The organism is Clostridium sp. Marseille-Q5894 (assembly GCF_946902305.1).
Taxonomy (GTDB): domain Bacteria; phylum Bacillota_I; class Bacilli_A; order Erysipelotrichales; family Coprobacillaceae; genus Thomasclavelia.
Genome location: NZ_CAMPPT010000005.1, coordinates 25,401 through 45,544, shown reverse-complemented (window position 1 = coordinate 45,544; position 20,144 = coordinate 25,401). Strand labels below are relative to the sequence as shown.

The window sequence follows — 20,144 nt, the reverse complement described above, 5'->3', positions numbered from 1 at the left end:
TTATCTTTGATCATCTATTAATCTTCTTTTTTTCTTTTTAATATTAAACCTAAACCAGAAACTATTGCAAGAGAACCAAATAAAGCAATTGATGAGTTATCTCCAGTATCAACACCTGGCTTTTCAGGTTTAGCAGGTTCTTCAGGATCAACTGGAGTTACTCCAGGAGCAATTACTGGTGTAAAAGCATTATCCTCTAATCTTGCACTAGTATCACCATCAGGCCAATTATTTTCATCTACCAATACTACTTCACCAGTTTCAGCATCAACATAACTTCCACTTGCAATTGAAGTTACAATATTTTCATAATCAGCATTTACCGGTGTATTAGCATTGATCGTAGCCTGGAATATTACTTCTTTACTTTCACCAGGTTCAATCGTTACATTAGTTTGATTAGAACCAACAAATTCAAAATACTCAGAATCAACAAAGATATCTTCTAAATCAATATTTAAAGTGATATCACCAGTATTTACTAAAGTCACTTTATAATCAATAACTTCACCAGTACCAGCATAGAATCCTTTTAATCCGTCTTTTGGTTCCGTTACACGAACTTTGTTCATTGTATAACTTACTTTTGGTGTAATATAATGTGTAACTTCTTCTGTTGGTGTATCTTCACCATCTTCTCCAGTTAAAACGTCTTTTGCTTTTAAACTTGCTTGATTTCCAATAACATTGACTTCACTGTTTGTTTCATCAAATGATTCGACTACTACTACTGGAATCTCAATTACTAATTCTCCATTAGCTTCGATCGTTCCTTCGTAGCTGCCATTCCAAGCTTGATCTTGTTCTACTCCATTAACCGTATATTTTCCATCCGCTTTTACTTGATCAGGTAGATTATCTGTTACTACTATTTCTCTTTCAACATCATATGGATTTTCTATTGTTAATGTATATGTGATCTTGTCACCCTTAGCTACCGTTGATCCACTTTCTGGATCACTTGTCTTTGTAATCGTTGGATCTTTTACAACGATTACTGGTGTATTAGCTGTACTTGTTTGTTCTAGATCTTTTTGTTTGTTTTTATCAATCGTTACATCATTACCGCTTTCTGGATCCTTATATGTAGCTGTTCCTTCTGATGTTACCGTATTCAAATATCCTTTATCATCACTTGCTGGTGTACCTTCATTTACTGTTGCTTTAAAGATTACTGTTTCTGTTTCATCTTTTTCAAGTCTGATACTTGCTTCACTAGCTTCTACAAATGTAAAGTAATCAGATTCTTTAAAGACATCATTTAAATTAATATCTAATCCAAGATCTCCAGTATTTTTGAAAGTCACTTTATATTCGATTACTTCACCAGCTCCAGCTACAAAGCCTTTTAAGCCTTCTTTTGGTTCCGTTACACGAACTTTGTTCATCGTATAACTTACTTTTGGTGTAATATAATGTGTAACTTCTTCTGTTGGTGTATCTTCACCATCTTCTCCAGTTAAAACGTCTTTTGCTTTTAAACTTGCTTGATTTTTAATAACATTGACTTCACTGTTTGTTTCATCAAATGATTCGACTACTACTACTGGAATCTCAATTACTAATTCTCCATTAGCTTCGATCGTTCCTTCATAGCTGCCATTCCAAGCCTGATCTTGTTCTACTCCATTAACCGTATATTTTCCATCTGCTTTTACTTGATCAGGTAGATTATCTGTTACTACTATTTCTCTTTCAACATCATATGGATTTTCTATTGTTAATGTATATGTGATCTTGTCACCTTTAGCTACCGTTGATCCACTTTCTGGATCACTTGTCTTTGTAATCGTTGGATCTTTTACAACGATTACTGGTGTATTAGCTGTACTTGTTTGTTCTAGATCTTTTTGCGTTGTTTTATCAATCGTTACATCATTACCGCTTTCTGGATCCTTATATGTAGCTGTTCCTTCTGAGGTTACTGTATTCAAATATCCTTTATCATCACTTGCTGGTGTACCTTCATTTACTGTTGCTTTAAAGATTACTGTTTCTGTTTCACCTTTTTCAAGTCTGATACTTGCTTCATTAGCTTCTACAAATGTAAAGTAACCATCATTTTCAAATACATCATTTAAATTAATATCTAATCCAAGATCTCCAGTATTTTTGAAAGTCACTTTATATTCGATTACTTCACCAGCTCCAGCTACAAAGCCTTTTAAGCCTTCTTTTGGTTCCGTTACACGAACTTTGTTCATCGTATAACTTACTTTTGGTGTAATATAATGTGTAACTTCTTCTGTTGGTATATCATCACCATATTCATCAGTTAAAACATCTTTTGCTTTTAAACTTGCCTGGTTTTTAATAACATTGACTTCACCGTTTGTTTCATCAAATGCTTTTATTACTACTACTGGAATCTCAATTACTAATTTTCCATTAGCTTTGATCGTTCCTTCGTAGCTGCCATTCCAAGCCTGATCTTGTTTTACTCCATTAACTGTATATTTTCCATCTGCTTTTACTTGATCAGGTAGATTATCTGTTACTACTATTTCTCTTTCAACATCATATGGATTTTCTACTGTTAATGTATATGTGATCTTATCTCCTTTAGCTACCGTTGATCCACTTTCTGGATCACTTGTCTTTGTAATCGTTGGATCTTTTACAACGATTACTGGTGTATTAGCTGTACTTGTTTGTTCTAGATCTTTTTGTTTGTTTTTATCAATTGTTACATCATTACCGCTTTCTGGATCAGTATATGTAGCTGTTCCTTCTGAGGTTACTGTATTCAAATATCCTTTATCATCACTTGCTGGTGTACCTTCATTTACTGTTGCTTTAAAGATTACTGTTTCTGTTTCATCTTTTTCAAGTGTTATATTTGCTGTACTATTACCAACAAATGTAAAGTAACTATCATTTTCAAATACATCATTTAAATTAATATTTAAATCAAGATCTCCAGTATTTTTGAAAGTCACTTTATATTCGATTACTTCACCAGCTCCAGCTACAAAGCCTTTTAAGCCTTCTTTTGGTTCCGTTACACGAACTTTGTTCATCGTATAACTTACTTTTGGTGTAATATAATGTGTAACTTCTTCTGTTGGTATATCATCACCATATTCATCAGTTAAAACATCTTTTGCTTTTAAACTTGCCTGGTTTTTAATAACATTGACTTCACCGTTTGTTTTATCAAATGCTTTTATTACTTCTACCGGAATTTTAATTACTAATTTTCCATTAGCTTCGATCGTTCCTTCGTAGCTGCCATTCCAAGCCTGATCTTGTTCTACTCCATTAACCGTATATTTTCCATCCGCTTTTACTTGATCAGGTAGATTATCTGTTACTACTATTTCTCTTTCAACATCATATGGATTTTCTATTGTTAATGTATATGTGATCTTGTCACCTTTAGCTACTGTTGACCCCGATACAGGATCACTTGTCTTTGTAATCGTTGGATCCTTTACTTCAATTACTGGTGTATTAGCAGTACTTGTTTGTTCTAGATCCTCTTGCGTTGTTTTATCAATCGTTACATCATTACCGCTTTTTGGATCAGTATACGTAGCTGTTCCTTCTGAGGTTACCGTATTCAAATATCCTTTATCAATATTAGATGGTGTACCTTCATTTACTGTTGCTATGAATGTTACAGTCTTAGTTTTACCTTTTTCAAGTGTTATATTTGCTGTACTATTACCAACAAATGTGAAGTAACCAGCATTTTCAAATACATCATTTAAATCAATATTTAAATCAAGCTCTCCAGTATTTTCGAATGTTACTTCATATTTAATTTTTTCATCAGCTCCAGCTACAAAGCCTTTTAAGCCTTCTTTTGGTTCCGTTACACGAACTTTATTCATCGTATAACTTACTTTTGGTGTAATATAATGCGTAACTTTTTCTGTAAATTGTTCTTTATCATACTCATCTGTATTACCAATTATCTTCTTAGCTTTTAAACTTGCTTGGTTGGTAATTATATTTTCTTCCATATTCACAGGATCATATTCTTTTGTGACAACTGTTGGAATGACAATTTTTAATATCGCTTTTCCATCTATTTGACCTTCCCAGCTTTCATTCCAATGATTTCCTGTTGCAACTACCTCACCACTTTGATCAATGATAGTATATGGTTTACTAGTATCATATACTACACCATCAGGTAATTGATCAGTAACAACAATATCTCTTACCTTATCAGAAGTGTTTTCCACTGTTAAAATATAATCTATTTTTTGACCCTTTTTAACATATTCACCAGATTCAGGATTACTTGTTTTAGTAATTTTTACTGGTTTATAATTCGCTATTTTGCCATCTTCAGCTCCACCAATAGTAGCATTACCTTTGTCATCAATAGTAATTGTATAAACAGCATCATTTTCCACATATCCTTCAGGTACCTTTGTTTCCTTCATAGTATAAGTAACATTTTCTCCCAACTTAGGCATACGTAAAGTTGGCAAATTTACAGTTCCCGCATTATCTGATGTTGCACTACCAATAACTGAATCCCCATCATATACTGTAAATTCCGCACCTGCAATAGAGTCACCGTTTTCATCTACCTTTGTAAAAGTAACATTTTTCCCATATGCTACTTCAATACTAGTTTGTCCCCCAACAACACCAACACTTGTTGCCTGATTTCCTTCACCAGTTAAAGGATCAGCAACTGTCGCATTAGTTGACATTACTACAATACTTTCATCAATAGGATTTGTTGCAACATTATAGCTATCACCATAATTTAATAATGCTTGATCAGTAGTTCCTTCAGGAGCAGTGTAATCGTTTTCATAAGTGTTGATATTTCTATTTCTGAAAAATTCTTTATTAACTTCACTAATTTTTGGAACATCTACTGGTGTATTATTACCTCCAATAGTAGGTGTTCCCCCAGCCGTAACAGGTTTAATATCAACAGTATATTTAACATTCATTGGAACACTAAACTGCCAAGCAGCATTATTAGAACTCCACAATTCAGTGCCATTAGAAGCCAAATATTTTACTCTAGGACTATAATGAAGTATTCCAGAATTATAAGTATATGTATAATTATTTTCTTTCATTAAAGAACGTAAATTTTGAACATTGATTTTTGTACTTTCAGATAATTCATTTGGTCTGGTCTCAGTAAAAATCCATGATCCCGCCTGCTCACCTTCTTCAAAATAAAAAGGTACCGGAACATTAACTGATTCAGGAACTTTATTCACAAACGTAAGCGGTTCCAAAGTACGTAATTGCTGAGTTCCCCAATTGAATGTAAAAGTTGAAGCATATTGTAATTTAATATTAGAATTATATTCACTTTTTATCAAATTAGATGGCGACCCATAAATACGACCACTTCTAATACTTAAATTAATATCATATTCCTCATTATTTGTGAAAACAACATTCTCCGCACTTGTTAGATCTGTAATAAAAGAATCGTCCGCTTCACGAACTGTAATTTCATACAAATCCAAATCAACGTCTATTCCACCAAATGGTTTAGTTTCTGCATAACTTGTCACACCAGATATAGAAAACACTGTTACTATGGCAAGCAGCAATATTAATATTTTTTTGATGTTTTTTAATTTTTTCATCTTTTTTCCCATAATAAATTAGACTATTTAATCCGCGTAAAATTTATTAATCTCCTTTCTTTAAAATTTTTATTTGTTACTGGTATATTGATGTGCATATCCTAATATTAAGTAATACACACTTTAATTATAGCACTCTCATTTATCAAGTCAAATGCAAAAATTCCCTATATTAGTAGGAATAATAGAATATATTTTAAAATAAATGTTTATATTACCAAAAATTTGATTTTATTTATTAATAATAACTTTATACTAAATAAATTTATTATTCTTATAAAAATTTGTTTAAAAAATTCTGTCATTAATAATATAAATACTCTTTTAATCTTAAATATCAAAAATCATTAAATAAACTCAATCAATAAAAAACTGTAACAAATAAGAAAACTTCCTATTCATTACAGATTTTTTTAAAAATTAGTACAAACATTTCTCAATTTATTACTTTTATAACCTTCGATATTTAAACAAACCTCTTCAATTACACGATTACGTGTTTCGATCGGTGCCCATGCAATATGTGGTGTCATAAGCAATTTTGTTGCATCTTTTATTAATAATAAAGGACATTCATTATTAAATGGTTCATTTTCAAAAACATCTAAACCAGCTCCTGCAAGTTGATGTTCTTTTAATGCTTCTACTAAATCATTTTCATTTACTATTTTACCTCTTCCAACATTAATAAGATATGCTGAAGTTTTCATTTTTCTAAAAGCTTCTTTATCAAAAAGATTTTGCGTTTGCGCATTTAATGGAGCATGAATAGAAATAATATCACTAGTTTTTAATAACGTATCAAAATCTACCTGTTGATAACTTTGTTGATTATTCTTTCCGCTAGTTGAAAAATACTGAACCTTACAATCAAAAGCACTTGCGATACTTGCTACTTTACGACCAATTTCTCCCATTCCGACAATTCCCCATGTTTTTCCTGCTAATTCATGGAAAGTATGACCTAAATGAGTGAACATTGAACTTGAAGAATAATTTCCAGAATCTATGTAGTTATGATAATAATGATTTTTATTATAAAGATCTAAAAGTAAAGCAAATGTATGTTGTGCTACTGCATTTGTAGAATAACCTTTCACATTGCAAACTACGATTTTAGCTTTATTACAATATTCTAAATCAATATTATTTACCCCAGTTGCCGTTACACAAATTAATTTTAACTTTGAAGCATCTTTTAACTGCTCTGCTCCTAAGTAATGCTTATTAGTAATTACAACACTGGCATCTTTAATTCTTTCTTTTATTTCTTCTTTGGAGCTTTGATCATAAACTGTTACAGCTCCATATTTATTTAATTTAGACAAATCAACATCTTTTCCTAATGTCTCACTATCCAAAAAAACAATTTTTAAATCTTCTTGAAGAATCTCTATTACATCTTTTAATGTTTTTCCACTTAACATTTTACCTAACAAAATAGCTTCATTCAAATCTAAGATCTTTGATGGCTTCCAATTACCACTCATCACACCACTATTAATTTTAAAACTAAGAGCTTTATTCAATAAAGCAATTCCTAACGCCCGATTAGTCATATCATCCATCTTTTCAATATCAGCCATGATCTTATCCGTAAAATTAGGATCTATTACCGAACAAGACTTGACACAATCTAAAAAAGTATCAAACTTATTTATTTCTTCCCTAAAAATATCATTAAACAATAAAGGTAAAACTATATTATAAAGATCCATTGGTACAGAACCATATCCCTTTGTGAAATTATATAATATTGCACTCCCTAATTTTTCATCTTTCATTCCATCAACTAACTTCATCTTCTTCTCCTAAAACATATTCACTATAATTCTTTGTCGATCTTGTAAAGTCATATCATCATATATAATAAAGCAATACTTAAATCTTTTATAACGATGATCATATTTCAATACATTATAGCTCAAATAACGACTATCACATTCTTTAGCTCCACTACCACATGAAGAACCTGCAGCAATTACATACATCCCATCATGATTCGTAAAAAACGGTAAATGTTTATGACCATGTAAAACATACTGGATCTGATGTTTTCGAAGCCATTCAACTAGTTCCTGACTATCAACTAAGGCCTTAGAACTATCCATAATTCTACCAACAAACATCTTTTCCCGCCATCTCTGTTTTAAAAACTCATCTCTTGTAATCGGAAATAAATGATGGTGCAACATTGCTACTAATGTATAGTTTTTTAAATTAGGAATATTTTCTAATTCTTCATCAATATTAGCTAACTGCTCTTGTCCCACTTTACCCCGGGCTAGATTCCCTTCAACTGTAGAGTCGATTTTAATTAAAATAATTTTTTCTTCTTCAAATACTTTAATACTTTCATTCAACAAAAAAGCAATCACTTTACTCTTTTGTTTCTTAAAAATATTAAAACCATTTACAATAACATCATGATTACCTAAAATAAACGAAACATCGCCCCCATACCTATTTTTTAATAATTTCATAAACCCTGATGCTTCATACATATTCTTTTGATTTGGTGAATTCATCAAATCACCAGTAATTAAAAACTTTAACTGATAATATGAACGTAATTGTTTACAAGTATCATCTAAACTTTCCTCTAAAGCCAAACGACCCTGATTTTTCTTTTTGTTTCCTAAATGCAAATCACTCAACTGAACAAAATAACTATCATAAGGACTTAAATATTTACTTGAAAAAATCGTCCCATGTTCTATTTTGAACATTGCATCCTCAATATCTTTGATCGTATATACCGGTACAAAAGCCCAATCATCACCTTTAAAAATTAATAAACCCGGCCAGCGATCAATTTGATACAAAGCATTAACAAAATGCTTATACGGACCATAAAATGATAGATCATTCTTTTTTAATAAGCTATGACAATTTAATACACTTACTTTATCACTACTTAAATCTTCAACCAGCTGGGTCGAAGTTAAATAAATATTGATTGACTCATCATAATTAAAACTAGATAACGCTACAATTTGATACTTATCTCTTTCCACCTTTATATAATCAATTAACTCCTGATAGTGCTTAGGATCAAATTTATCAATTATCTGTTCCACCCTCTTAGCTTTAATAATTGCCATAAATGTATCATAACCAATATTTTCAATTGCATTTATGTTAATATTACGTTTATACATCCACTTTCTAAACTGACATAAGCCACGATATCCATCAAGAATGCGACTAAAATAAGTTACACTATTATCATAAATCAAATTCAAATAACAGTTGATCAAATCATACTCATTCATTTTATCGCCTCCTATTTTATATTATACCGCAATCAAGTAAAGAATAAATAATTAAAATATATTAATTCAACGATTTTAAAAGAAAAAGCCTATAAAAATAGGCTTTTTAGAATTTCAAATTTCTTGGTGTTCTTGGGAATGGTTCAACATCACGAATATTTTGCATACCAGTTAAATACATTAAGAAACGATCAAATCCTAAACCAAATCCAGCATGTTTACAACCCCCAAAACGACGGAGATCCATATACCACTGTAATCCTTCTTTACTCATTTTCTTCTCGTCCATAATTTTCTCTAAAACATCATATCTTTCTTCGCGCTGACTACCACCAACTAATTCACCAATTCCTGGAACTAACAAATCGCAAGCAGCAACAGTCTTATTGTCATCATTTAAACGCATATAGAACGCTTTGATTTCTTTTGGATAATCAGTTAAAAATACCGGTCCTTTAACAACCTGCTCACAAATATAACGTTCATGTTCACTGTTTAAATCCATTCCCCAAGATACTTTGTTTTTAAATTTAACATCTGCTTTTTCTAATATTTCAATTGCCTCTGTATATGTCATTCGTTTAAATTCACTATTTCTTACTTTAGTAATACGCTCAATACAATCTTTATCGATCATCGATGCAAAAAAGTTCATTTCCTCAGGTGCATTATCTAAAACATAATCAATACAATATTTAACCATATCTTCAATAAGATCCATATCATCTTCAAGATCTGCAAAAGCTATTTCTGGTTCAATCATCCAGAACTCACTAGCATGTCTAGAAGTATTCGAATTTTCTGCTCTAAACGCTGGTCCAAATGTATACACATCTCTAAAAGCCATCGCAAATGCTTCAACATGTAATTGTCCAGTAACTGTTAAGAAAGCCTCTTTTTCAAAGAAATCTTCTTTGAAATTTGTATCATCGATCGTTGTTGCTCTAAACATTTCTCCAGCACCTTCACCATCATTACTAGTAATGATTGGTGTATGAACATAAACAAATCCTTGTGATTGGAAAAATTCATGAATCGCCATCGACAATACACTACGTAATCTAAAAATTGCGTAAAACGAATTAGCTCTTGGTCTTAAATGAGGAATTTCGCGCATATATTCAAATGAATGCCGTTTCTTTTGTAAAGGAAAATCTTCATCACAGCGACCTTCAATTTCAATTTCTGTTGCCTCAACTTCAAATGGCTGTTTTCCCTCTGGCGTCAATTTCAATTTACCAACTACTCTGATTGCACTTCCTGTTGATAACTTATCAATTTCAGCATAATTTTCAATTCCTTGTTCAGTGTAAACAATTTGTAAGTTTTTAAAATACGTCCCATCGTTAAGTGCAATAAACCCTAATTTACCACTATTACGATTAGTTCGAACCCATCCTTCAAGTTCAACATACTCATAACCCTCTAAATCCATTACCTGGTTACTTAAAAACATTTCATATAGTTCTCTAACCGTTATAAATTCAAACATATTAATCCTCCTAGTTTTACATATTATATACTTTATTTACGCGACTATTCAAGTATTATTGCTGATTTGAATCCATCTTAATTACTAATTCTTGAATTGCGACAACTACATCGACCTGCTGTACTTCAACCCCTGGTCTAACCGTAAAATGGGTATGAGTAAAATCAACGATTCCTTTTATTCCTAGATCCATCAAACGATCGACCGTTGCCTGAACATTTTCTGAAATAGCCAGAATCGCAATCTTACAATCTCTAGGAAACGTTTTTTCTAAATCATCGATATTATATAATTTGACCCCAAAACGTTCGCCCTCTTTATTTTTATCCTGATCGTAACCACAAACGATTTTTCCTACTGTATATTGCCAGCGATTATATTTTAAGATCGCACTACCTAAATTTCCGACTCCGATCAAAATAATCGACTCATCTAGACCTAAACCAAGCACTTCACTTAAGCCATCGATCAAGTGTTTAACGTCATAACCTTTACCCCGTTGTCCAAAATTATCTGTTTTTGACAAATAAGTAAAATCCCGACGAATCGTGGTATCCTGGATTCCGGTTAATTCTGATAGTTCACTAGATAAGCAATTTTCTTTTCCTTCATGCTGCATCTTTCTTAATGCTTTTAAATAAACCGGATAACGCGACATCGTCGCATTAGAGATTTTTTTATCCATTTCGATTTACCTCACTAACCGATTCATTTTCAAGATCCAAATTAGGTTTTATCCCTAAAGATAAATCACTAAACATTTTTAAATCATACATTTCTTTAGCTGCTAAAGCAATCATCATCGCATTATCGGTACAACAGCTCATTGGCGGTAATAATAATTCAACCCCATCTAAATCTTTAACAGCTGTTTCCATAGCTTTTCTTAATCCCCGATTAGCACTGACACCACCAGCCAGCATTACTTGTTTTATCCCATAAGTTTTAGCGGCTCTGATTGTTTTATTGACCAAAACTTCAATCACGACTTCTTGAAAAGAAGCAGCTAAATCATCTTTATTTATTATTTCACCACGCTGTTTAGCTTTATGATTTAAATTAATTACTGCTGATTTTAACCCGCTAAAACTAAAATTATAACTATCATCATCTAAAGGAACAGGCAAATCATAAGTATGTTTACCAGCACTTGCCATCTTATCGATTACCGGTCCACCAGGATATGGTAAGTTTAATACTCGACCTACTTTATCATAAGCCTCACCAACAGCATCATCTAAAGTCATCCCAATTACTTCAAATTCAAATGGTGCTTTCAACAAAACCAGTTCACTATGTCCACCGCTTACAACTAAGCATAAACTTGGATAAATCATATCTTGATTATAATTATTAGCGTATATATGTCCGGCGATATGATGAACTCCGATCAATGGTTTATGATATGCCATGGCTATCGTCTTAGCCGCCTGCAGACCAATATGCAGTGATCCAACCAGCCCTGGTCCTTTAGTAACCGCTATGGCATCAATTTCATCAATCGTGATATTGGCCTTTTTTAAAGTTTCTTTTAATACTAGACTTACACACTCTACATGTTTTCTACTGGCAATTTCTGGAACGACGCCTCCATATAGAGCATGAACATCAATTTGTGAAGCTACTACACTTGATAAAAATTCCCGTTTATCTTTTAATATTGCCATTGCCATTTCATCACAACTTGATTCGATTGCTAAAATCAGTGACATCTTTATACCTCCATTTCTTTTATCATTAAATATGCATCTTCATGATTATCCTGATAATAGTTCTTTCTAATTGCTACGATCTTGAAACCACATTTTTCATACAACCTGATTGCTCTTTGGTTTGATATCCTAACTTCTAAATTAATATTAGCATATCCCATCATTTTCGTGATTTCTTCACATTTATCCATTAATTTTTTAGCATAACCATTACCCTGATATGCTTTCTTTATCCCTAACGTCGTTATTTGCGTCTGATCGCCTAATAACCACATCCCAATATATCCAATTATTTCTAACTCATCTTCTAAAACTAGAATTGTTGAAAACGCATTTTTTTCCAATTCATAATAAAATGCTTCTTTATCCCAAGGGGAACTAAACAGTTCCTGCTCTAAAGCGACGATTTTATCAATATCTAAAAGATCCATCCGTCTAATCAGCATATCTTTTTAGCCTCAACATCTTTTAAATACTGCGGTACTAGATTATCGACATCCTTTACATAATCGACACTTTTAGCAGCCTGATATATATTATTACTTAAATCAATTTCAACTTTATCATGACCCACTATTTCACTATCACCCCAAACAGGGTAATTGGCATATTGCTTTTTAAAAGTCGCAAATTCCTCAATCAACATGATTTGATCAGCGACAACACTATGATTATTATCATAAACACCAACAAATATTTTTTTACTGCGGGCATCAATAACACTGATTGCTTTATTTTTTCCTACATAACCATGTAAAGAAGATACTGCTTTGATTTTGATCTTACTTATCGCAGCTAAAGTTTTAGCAATCGTTAAAGCAACTCTTTGTCCGGTATAGGAACCAGGACCGATCGTGATGATCATTTCATCAACATCGAGAACATCAAAATTATTTTTTTCTAACATCTCATTTAAATATGTTAAAGCATATTCTGACTGGCGCCGATTGCCTTTTTCTTGATATTTATCAATACATTGACCATCTTCATACAAAGCTATTACTAAATAAATATTTGATGTATCCATTACAATTGTTTTCATTTAAAGTCCTCCATCAATTGTTCATATTTAGAACCTACTGCTTTAAAAGTAAACTCACGAGCATCTTCATCGATTTTTTTAATTATAATTTCTAATCTCTCCACTGGTAAAATATCAGCAATAAATTTTGCCCATTCAATCACACAAATATCATCACTATCAAAAATTTCTTCAAAACCTAGATCAGCATCTTGATCTTCTAAGCGATAAGCATCAAAATGTGATAGATTCAATCTACCATGATATTGTTTTAAGATGGTAAAAGTAGGACTATTTATAATCTTTTCAATTCCTAATCCTAAACCAATTCCTTTAGTAAAAGTAGTTTTACCAGCCCCTAGATCACCGCTTAAAGTAATCAGCATTTGGGGTTTTAAGCTTTCGCCTAATCTTTTGCCTAATTCAATTGTTTCTTCGAGATTATTTACTTTGATTACTTTCTCCATCTTTACCTCCCTATGTTAAATCTTCATAAACATGATACCAGTGTTTAGTAAAGTCTTCATTAAAAGGCTTTTCACCCTTTGAAGCACGATCAATTAAGATATTTAACTGTTTTTTCAATATTTTATCTAATTCTTTTGAATAATTCATCTGTTTTGCATGCTGCTTATATTCTTCTTCATCTAAGATTCGGTAATTTCCATCAGGAAATACCTTTAGATCCAAATCGTAATCAATATACTTTAAAGCTTCACCATCATATAAAGTTGGAGAAGCAATATTACAATAATAATAGACTCCCGTTTTACGAATCATACAAATAACATTATACCATTTTTTCTTAGGAAAATAACAAATCGCCGGTTCTCTTGTATGCCACATTCTCCCATCTGCTTCCGTTACCAAAGTACGATTATTTATTGCAATAAAATGTTCTTCATTTTCATCTAAAATAAATCCCTTGGACCAGCAACGATGAATACTTCCATCATGCTTATAACAATGAATTAATACTTTTTTTCCTATCAGGGAATTTGACATCTTTTACTACCTCTCTTTTATAACAGTAACATTATACACAAATTGAGTGCCTTTTTAAAGATGTAACTTTAATTCTTGATACCAATCAAAAAAATCTCACTAACTGGTAATGAGATTTAAAAAACTATTATTTGATGGTATTTTTTAATCGTGGATATAGAATCACAAATAAAACAAAGCAAGCTACTAAAGTTGCTAGATTATATGGAACATTATAAGCTAAATTTGCTTGTAACGGTGTTGCAAAAGCATACCATCCTGAAATTAAATGACAAATCGTCTTTAATATCATTACAATGATGATTCCAATCGGAAGATCAAAATTTTTGATCTTGATCAAGGGAATAAATCCCACCATTCCCACAATTGCCATTGGCAGTAAATAATCAAATATTACTGATAGTGCGCCATAAAAAGTCGCTAATCCTAAGACAAAATGTAATCCGACACAAACTAACGAAACGACGATTCCATAGCAGGCTCCCATCAAATAACTGCAAAGCATCAATACTACTAGTGAAAATGCAACGTTTCCGCCTTGTGGCATAGTTGGTGTAAATTGGGTTAGATATTCTAAAACAATTTGTAATGCTGCAAATATTGCCATATAAGTCATGGTCTTGGTGTTGATTTCAAATTTTTTGTTTTTCATTTTTCTTTGTTTCCCCTTTCTTATAAAAAGAGCCAAACAAAATTAAAAAAGCTTTTTTACAAGCGTAAAAAAGCAAATAATTTAAAATTGCTCTCTCTACGCTGGCATTACCCAGTTCAGATGATAAGGGACAAGGTTTTATCCTTTCTCAGCTAACGCGCCCCTGGCTCATTTATATTATAAATGTTATCGACAAAATAGCAAGAAAAAAACAATAAAGCTTATGCATTTAACTAGCAATTTTATAAAATGGTGTTATAATGTCCATAGATTAAGGAGGCTTTGTGAAAATGGCAAAAATTATTTCTGTAAACGCAGGTAGTTCTTCATTAAAATTTCAATTATTTGAAATGGATGATGAATCTGTTATCACTTCTGGGGTAATCGAGAGAATTGGTTTAAATGATTCAATTTTTACGATCAAATACAATGGTAAAAAAACCGTTACAACTAGTTCGATCGAAAACCATAAAGTTGCAGTGCAGCTTTTATTAGATACATTAATCGAAAAAGGAATCGTAAAAGATTTAAATGAAATCAAAGGGGTTGGACATCGTGTTGTTCAAGGGGGCGCTTATTTCAGCTCATCAGCAGTTATCGATGAAGATGTTGTAAATAAGATTGATGAATTAAAATCACTTGCACCTTTACACAATCCAGCTCATTTAACAGGGTATTATGCATTTAAAGAAGCTATTCCTAATGCTGGTGCTGTAGCTGTATTTGATACAGCTTTCCATCAAACATTAGAACCAAAATGTTATATTTATCCTATTCCATATAAATACTATACTGATTATAAAGTTCGTAAATACGGTGCTCATGGAACTAGTCATTACTATGTTTCTCATCGCTGCATTGAAATGATGGGAAATCCTGAACATTCAAAAATCATTGTCGCTCATTTAGGAGCCGGCGGATCTTTAAGTGCTGTTAAAGATGGAATCTCTGTAAATACCTCAATGGGCTTTACACCATTAGCAGGTATCATGATGGGAACGCGTAGCGGTGATGTTGACCCTTCGGTAATCGATTATTTGATCGAAGAAGTCGGTATGGATATGAAAGAAGTTATCAAGATGTTGAATAAAGAATCAGGGTTATTAGGTATTTCAGGAATATCCAGTGATTTTAGAGATGTTCAAAATGCTGCGATGGAAGGAAATGAAAGAGCCCAGTTGGCAATCGATATTTTCTATCGCCGCGTCATTGCTTATATTGGACGTTATTTCATTGCTTTAGGTGGTGTAGATGCAATTTGCTTTACGGCTGGAATTGGTGAAAATTCTTTCTTTGCTCGTAAAGGAATTTGTGATTTATTAAAAGATGCCTTAGGTATTGAAATTGATGAAGATGCTAATGTAAATGGTCAGGGCGATCGTTTGATCAGCACCCCTAATTCAAAAGTAAAAGTTTTTGTAATCCCAACTAATGAAGAGTTAGTTATCGCTCGCGATACTAAACGCTTATTAAACTTATAAAAATACATGTAGCTTTAAGCTACATGTTTTGTCTATGAAGATCAAAAGTTTTTTTAAAGCAACGATTCACGAATCACTGCTTATCGGCATTCTACTTGCTTTAGTTGGGGGTTTTTTAGATATTTATACTTACATTCTAAAAGGTAATGTTTTTGCCAATGCCCAAACTGGGAATATGGTTTTAATGGGGTTAAAATTAGCTAATCAGGATTATCTTGGTGCTTTTTACTATTTGATTCCTATATCAGCCTTTTTTTTGGGAATTATCATTAGTGAATATATAAAACATAAATTAAGTAAAGTTCAATATATCGAATGGCAGCACTTGATCATCATTATTGAGATCATCATTCTAGTAATAATTGCTTTTCTTCCTAAAAATGTCCCAAATCTAATTTGTAATGTTACGATCGGTTTAGTTTGTTCTTTACAAGTAAATGCTTTTAAGACCACAAACGGCCTACCTTATGCATCAACTATGTGTACAGGTAATTTAAGATCAGCGGGACAAAAATTAGCTTCTTATTTATTTAAAGACGATAAAGATGCTTTAAGTCATTGTTTTCGTTATTTGATCATCATTGCTTCTTTTATTTCAGGTGCCATTATTGCAACTATTTTAGTTAGTATTTTTGATCATATGGCTTTATTATTTTGCTGTCTTATTCTAATTATCATTTTACTTATTTTAGTTTATTAGCCTATTGATTAGGCTCTTTTTTTATTTTAATAAATGCTCTTCTACATAATCGATAATTTCCTGACGATTACTTAAAACTTCACAAAACGGTTTTCTTAAATCTAAACGCTGCATATCCACACAACGAATCTCACTTAATTGTAAACGGCTCTTTGTTTTGGTTTTTGACATCATTACATCAATATCAAATTCAAATTCCGGATTACAGCTAGTTCCTTTCAACGAAGTACAGGGAATGATCAACATTTTATACCCTAAATCTTTAAGTACATAACACCAATGTCCATCCATTAGTTCTTTAGGAAAACCACGGCCGATATTGAAATAAGCCAACTGATGAATTTTAGGTCGACAAGGTAAATGATAATATGTACTGTCAATATCACGACCCCCATCTTTAACTAAGTGACAGTAAAAATATTCTAACTGATTTGTTAAATGTTTTAACGAACAGCTGTATTTTTCTACATCATAAATGCCTGTTTCTTCAAGGTTTTCTAATGATTTACTGATTTCAGCTAAATTATCATGAATACTCATATTTTTTATCCTCCTATTATCTTTTACATCACTAATTGTAAAATTACTTTTATTTTTTACTGATTTTATTTTTTTATTCATTATTACAACAATTTTTTAATTTTTTTATTTTGGTAACGTTTTCAGCAAAAAAACATATAATAATTTAGGTTGCTTTTTTATTTCTATTTGTATATAATAGCAACTGTTATTAAGGAGACAAGTAAAAAAATAGCGCCAGGACTAATTCAATTAGTTGACGAGGACTAGGTTTATCGAAATATTCGGCGGGTGACCTAGAGGTATGATACTACCTAAACAATGAACAAAAATAATGAGTGATCATTAAACAAATTCATTCGGTATCCTCCATTAATAACATAATAAAAATTAAATATTATGGAGGAATTTTTTATGTGCGGAATTACTGCGTTTTCAGGTAAAGAAGAAGCTTTACCATTCTTATTACAAGGACTTCACAAGCTGGAGTATCGTGGTTACGACTCAGCTGGAGTGACTCTTGTTGATAAAGATAAACTATTCACGATCAAAGCTAAAGGAAGACTTCAAAATCTAGTTGATCGTTTAGATCAAGCTGTCCCTAGCGGCTGTGTGGGAATTGGTCATACTCGCTGGGCAACTCATGGAGTCCCATCAAATCTTAATTCTCATCCTCATACTAATAATGACAACACTATTTCTTTAGTGCATAATGGAATTATTGAAAATTATCGTGAGTTAAAAGAAAAATTAATTGCTAAAGGCTATACTTTTCATAGTGAAACTGATAGTGAAGTCGTTGTTCATTTATTAGATTCTTATTATCAAGGAGATATGCTTGAGGCTTTAAGAAAAGTAATCGATCGAATTGAAGGCAGCTATGCTCTTTGTATTGTTTCAACTTTAGAACCAGATACGATTTACGTAACCAAAAAAGACAGTCCTTTAGTTTTAGGAATAAATGACGAAGCCAGCTTTGGAGCAAGTGATATTCCTGCGTTATTGGACTATACTAAAGATGTTTATTTCATCGAAGATTATGAAATTGCGAAATTATGTAAAAATAAAATCACTTTTTATGATCATCAAGGTAACACGATCAATAAAAAGACTACTCATATCCCATATGATAATGAAGCAGCGCAAAAAGGTGGTTATGATACTTTTATGTTAAAAGAAATTCATGAACAGCCTTATGCTATCAGTGAAACTCTTAGAGGACGTGTTGAAGGTGAAGATCAAATCATTCTACCTGAACTTGATAGTTTAAAAGATCGTTTTGCAACTTTTAATAAGGTATACTTCGTTGCCTGCGGTACCGCTTATCATGCGTGTTTATCAGGAGCTAATATTTTAGAAAGACTTACTGGTATTCCAACTTTTACCCAGGCCGCCTCTGAATTTAGATATGGTGATCCGATCATTGATGAAAAGACTTTATGTATCTTTGTTTCTCAATCAGGAGAAACTGCTGATACAATGGCAGCTTTAAGATTAGCTAAAGAAAAAAAGGCAACGACTCTTGCAATTGCAAATGTCCTTGGTTCAAGTATTTCTAGAGAAGCTGAAGCCACTATTTATACTTGCGCCGGACCAGAGATTGCTGTTGCCAGTACTAAAGCTTATACAACCCAAGTAATTGTTTTACTATTACTTGCAATCTATATTGCTCAAAGTTTAGGTAAAGAGGACGAAATTTATAAAGACCTTATTAAAGGAATTGCTAAATTACCTCAACAAATCGAAGATATTTTAAAAGATGAAAAGATTTTTGAAAATTATGCTAATTATTTAAAAGATCAGCATGATGCTTATTATATCGGACGTAGTTTAGATTATGCTTCTGTTTTAGAAGGGGCATTAAAATTAAAAGAAGTTTCTTATATTCATGCTGATGCCTATATTGCTGGAGAATTGAAACATGGTCCAATTGCATTAATTGAAAATGGCAGTGTCGTTATTGCTGTTGCAACACAACCGCATATTGCTGCTAAAACGATCAGCAATATTCAAGAAACGATTGCTCGTGGAGCGAAAGTTATCTTATTTACCTTAGAAGGTGAAGAAGTCGGTAATGTTAATGAAACTTATTATATGCCTAATGTAAATCCGATTCTTCAAGCTGTGTTAGTAGCTATTCCCTTACAATTGATTGGCTATTATGCTGCAAAAATTAAAGGATGCGATGTCGATAAACCTCGTAACCTTGCAAAATCAGTTACTGTAGAATAAAAGAACGTGAAATCGCGTTCTTTTATTATAATCGTCTAGTTCATTTTCTTTCTAATACATATCTTAAATTAGAAAGGAGATGAGAGAATGGAATCATATGATAAAAAACATTGTAACGACAAATGGTGCATTGAAGACTGCAACAACATTCACTGTGTTGATCAACGCTGTGCTTTAACTGCAATTATTCAATCAGTAGCTATGATAGAAGCTTCTTTATCTTCAATCATTTGTGTTGAAGCAATGAAATTAAAAAAAGCTGTTTGTTTAGCTAATGATCTTGATTCATTAATTAGAATTAATGAATCTGTTCAAGAAACACTTGATGCAATTAGCCAATTAGAAGAATCATTAAAACAAAAAGCTGTTTATGCAATTGAAGCTCTAAACGAATTATCAAATAAAAAATAGACTATTATTAAAAACAGTGTACAAGCAAAAGGAATAAGCTCAATGTCTTATTCCTTTCATATTTA

The 20,144-nt window shown here is 31.9% G+C and carries 16 protein-coding genes and 1 riboswitch; of the genes, 4 read left to right on the top strand and 12 right to left on the bottom strand.

Going from position 1 to position 20,144, the window contains the following annotated elements:
• Positions 1-17: 17 nt before the first annotated feature.
• From OC535_RS08765 to OC535_RS08715, 11 genes are all read right to left on the bottom strand, one after another.
• Positions 18-5,579 carry a DUF7927 domain-containing protein gene (locus OC535_RS08765; protein ID WP_498823606.1) on the bottom strand — a complete coding sequence of 1,854 codons (5,562 nt, stop codon included), beginning with the start codon at positions 5,577-5,579 and terminating at the stop codon, positions 18-20.
• Positions 5,580-5,992: 413 nt separating this feature from the next.
• Positions 5,993-7,006, bottom strand: a complete 1,014-nt coding sequence (locus OC535_RS08760; RefSeq protein WP_498823704.1) for a D-2-hydroxyacid dehydrogenase — start codon at positions 7,004-7,006, stop codon at positions 5,993-5,995.
• 384 nt (positions 7,007-7,390) lie between these two features.
• On the bottom strand, positions 7,391-8,854 hold the full coding sequence (locus OC535_RS08755) for a metallophosphoesterase family protein (RefSeq protein WP_227052997.1): 1,464 nt from the start codon (positions 8,852-8,854) through the stop codon (positions 7,391-7,393).
• 106 nt (positions 8,855-8,960) lie between these two features.
• Positions 8,961-10,346, bottom strand: coding sequence for an asparagine--tRNA ligase (gene asnS / locus OC535_RS08750; protein ID WP_024722616.1), 1,386 nt, complete (start codon positions 10,344-10,346; stop codon positions 8,961-8,963).
• 55 nt (positions 10,347-10,401) lie between these two features.
• The gene (locus OC535_RS08745) at positions 10,402-11,031 is read right to left on the bottom strand and encodes a redox-sensing transcriptional repressor Rex (RefSeq protein WP_024722617.1); all 630 of its coding nucleotides are present in this window, start codon (positions 11,029-11,031) and stop codon (positions 10,402-10,404) included.
• A complete protein-coding gene (gene tsaD, locus OC535_RS08740; RefSeq protein WP_498823605.1) occupies positions 11,024-12,058 on the bottom strand; it encodes a tRNA (adenosine(37)-N6)-threonylcarbamoyltransferase complex transferase subunit TsaD in 1,035 nt (344 codons plus the stop codon). Before tsaD ends, OC535_RS08745 begins: the two co-directional genes overlap by 8 nt.
• Positions 12,059-12,060: 2 nt before the next feature.
• Entirely contained in the window at positions 12,061-12,504 is a 444-nt protein-coding gene (rimI, locus tag OC535_RS08735; RefSeq protein WP_227053000.1) for a ribosomal protein S18-alanine N-acetyltransferase, read from the bottom strand.
• Entirely contained in the window at positions 12,498-13,100 is a 603-nt protein-coding gene (tsaB, locus tag OC535_RS08730) for a tRNA (adenosine(37)-N6)-threonylcarbamoyltransferase complex dimerization subunit type 1 TsaB (protein WP_024722619.1), read from the bottom strand. Before tsaB ends, rimI begins: the two co-directional genes overlap by 7 nt.
• Positions 13,097-13,546 (bottom strand): tRNA (adenosine(37)-N6)-threonylcarbamoyltransferase complex ATPase subunit type 1 TsaE, encoded by a 450-nt coding sequence (gene tsaE / locus OC535_RS08725; protein WP_024722620.1) that lies wholly within the window; start codon positions 13,544-13,546, stop codon positions 13,097-13,099. The genes tsaB and tsaE overlap by 4 nt, the downstream gene beginning before the upstream one ends.
• Before the next feature lie 10 nt (positions 13,547-13,556).
• Entirely contained in the window at positions 13,557-14,084 is a 528-nt protein-coding gene (locus OC535_RS08720) for a DUF402 domain-containing protein (RefSeq protein WP_227053002.1), read from the bottom strand.
• A gap of 127 nt (positions 14,085-14,211) precedes the next feature.
• Positions 14,212-14,736 (bottom strand): energy-coupled thiamine transporter ThiT, encoded by a 525-nt coding sequence (locus OC535_RS08715; RefSeq protein ID WP_024722621.1) that lies wholly within the window; start codon positions 14,734-14,736, stop codon positions 14,212-14,214.
• A gap of 75 nt (positions 14,737-14,811) precedes the next feature.
• Positions 14,812-14,911, bottom strand: a riboswitch (TPP riboswitch).
• 115 nt (positions 14,912-15,026) lie between these two features.
• On the opposite strand from OC535_RS08715, the gene OC535_RS08710 reads away from it, so the two are divergent.
• Positions 15,027-16,217, top strand: coding sequence for an acetate/propionate family kinase (locus OC535_RS08710; RefSeq protein ID WP_024722622.1), 1,191 nt, complete (start codon positions 15,027-15,029; stop codon positions 16,215-16,217).
• A 34-nt stretch (positions 16,218-16,251) separates the two neighbouring features.
• Positions 16,252-16,917, top strand: a complete 666-nt coding sequence (locus OC535_RS08705; protein ID WP_498823604.1) for a YoaK family protein — start codon at positions 16,252-16,254, stop codon at positions 16,915-16,917.
• Between the two features lie 21 nt (positions 16,918-16,938).
• Here the strand turns inward: OC535_RS08705 and OC535_RS08700 are convergent, their stop codons facing one another.
• Complete coding sequence (locus OC535_RS08700; RefSeq protein ID WP_227053003.1) at positions 16,939-17,457, bottom strand: hypothetical protein; 519 nt, start codon at positions 17,455-17,457, stop codon at positions 16,939-16,941.
• A 393-nt stretch (positions 17,458-17,850) separates the two neighbouring features.
• Here OC535_RS08700 and glmS point away from each other — a divergent pair, with 393 nt between their 5' ends.
• Together glmS and OC535_RS08690 are read left to right on the top strand one after the other, a co-directional pair.
• Complete coding sequence (glmS, locus tag OC535_RS08695; protein WP_024722625.1) at positions 17,851-19,668, top strand: glutamine--fructose-6-phosphate transaminase (isomerizing); 1,818 nt, start codon at positions 17,851-17,853, stop codon at positions 19,666-19,668.
• Between the two features lie 87 nt (positions 19,669-19,755).
• Complete coding sequence (locus OC535_RS08690; protein ID WP_024722626.1) at positions 19,756-20,079, top strand: alpha-helical endospore appendage domain-containing protein; 324 nt, start codon at positions 19,756-19,758, stop codon at positions 20,077-20,079.
• Positions 20,080-20,144: the final 65 nt, after the last annotated feature.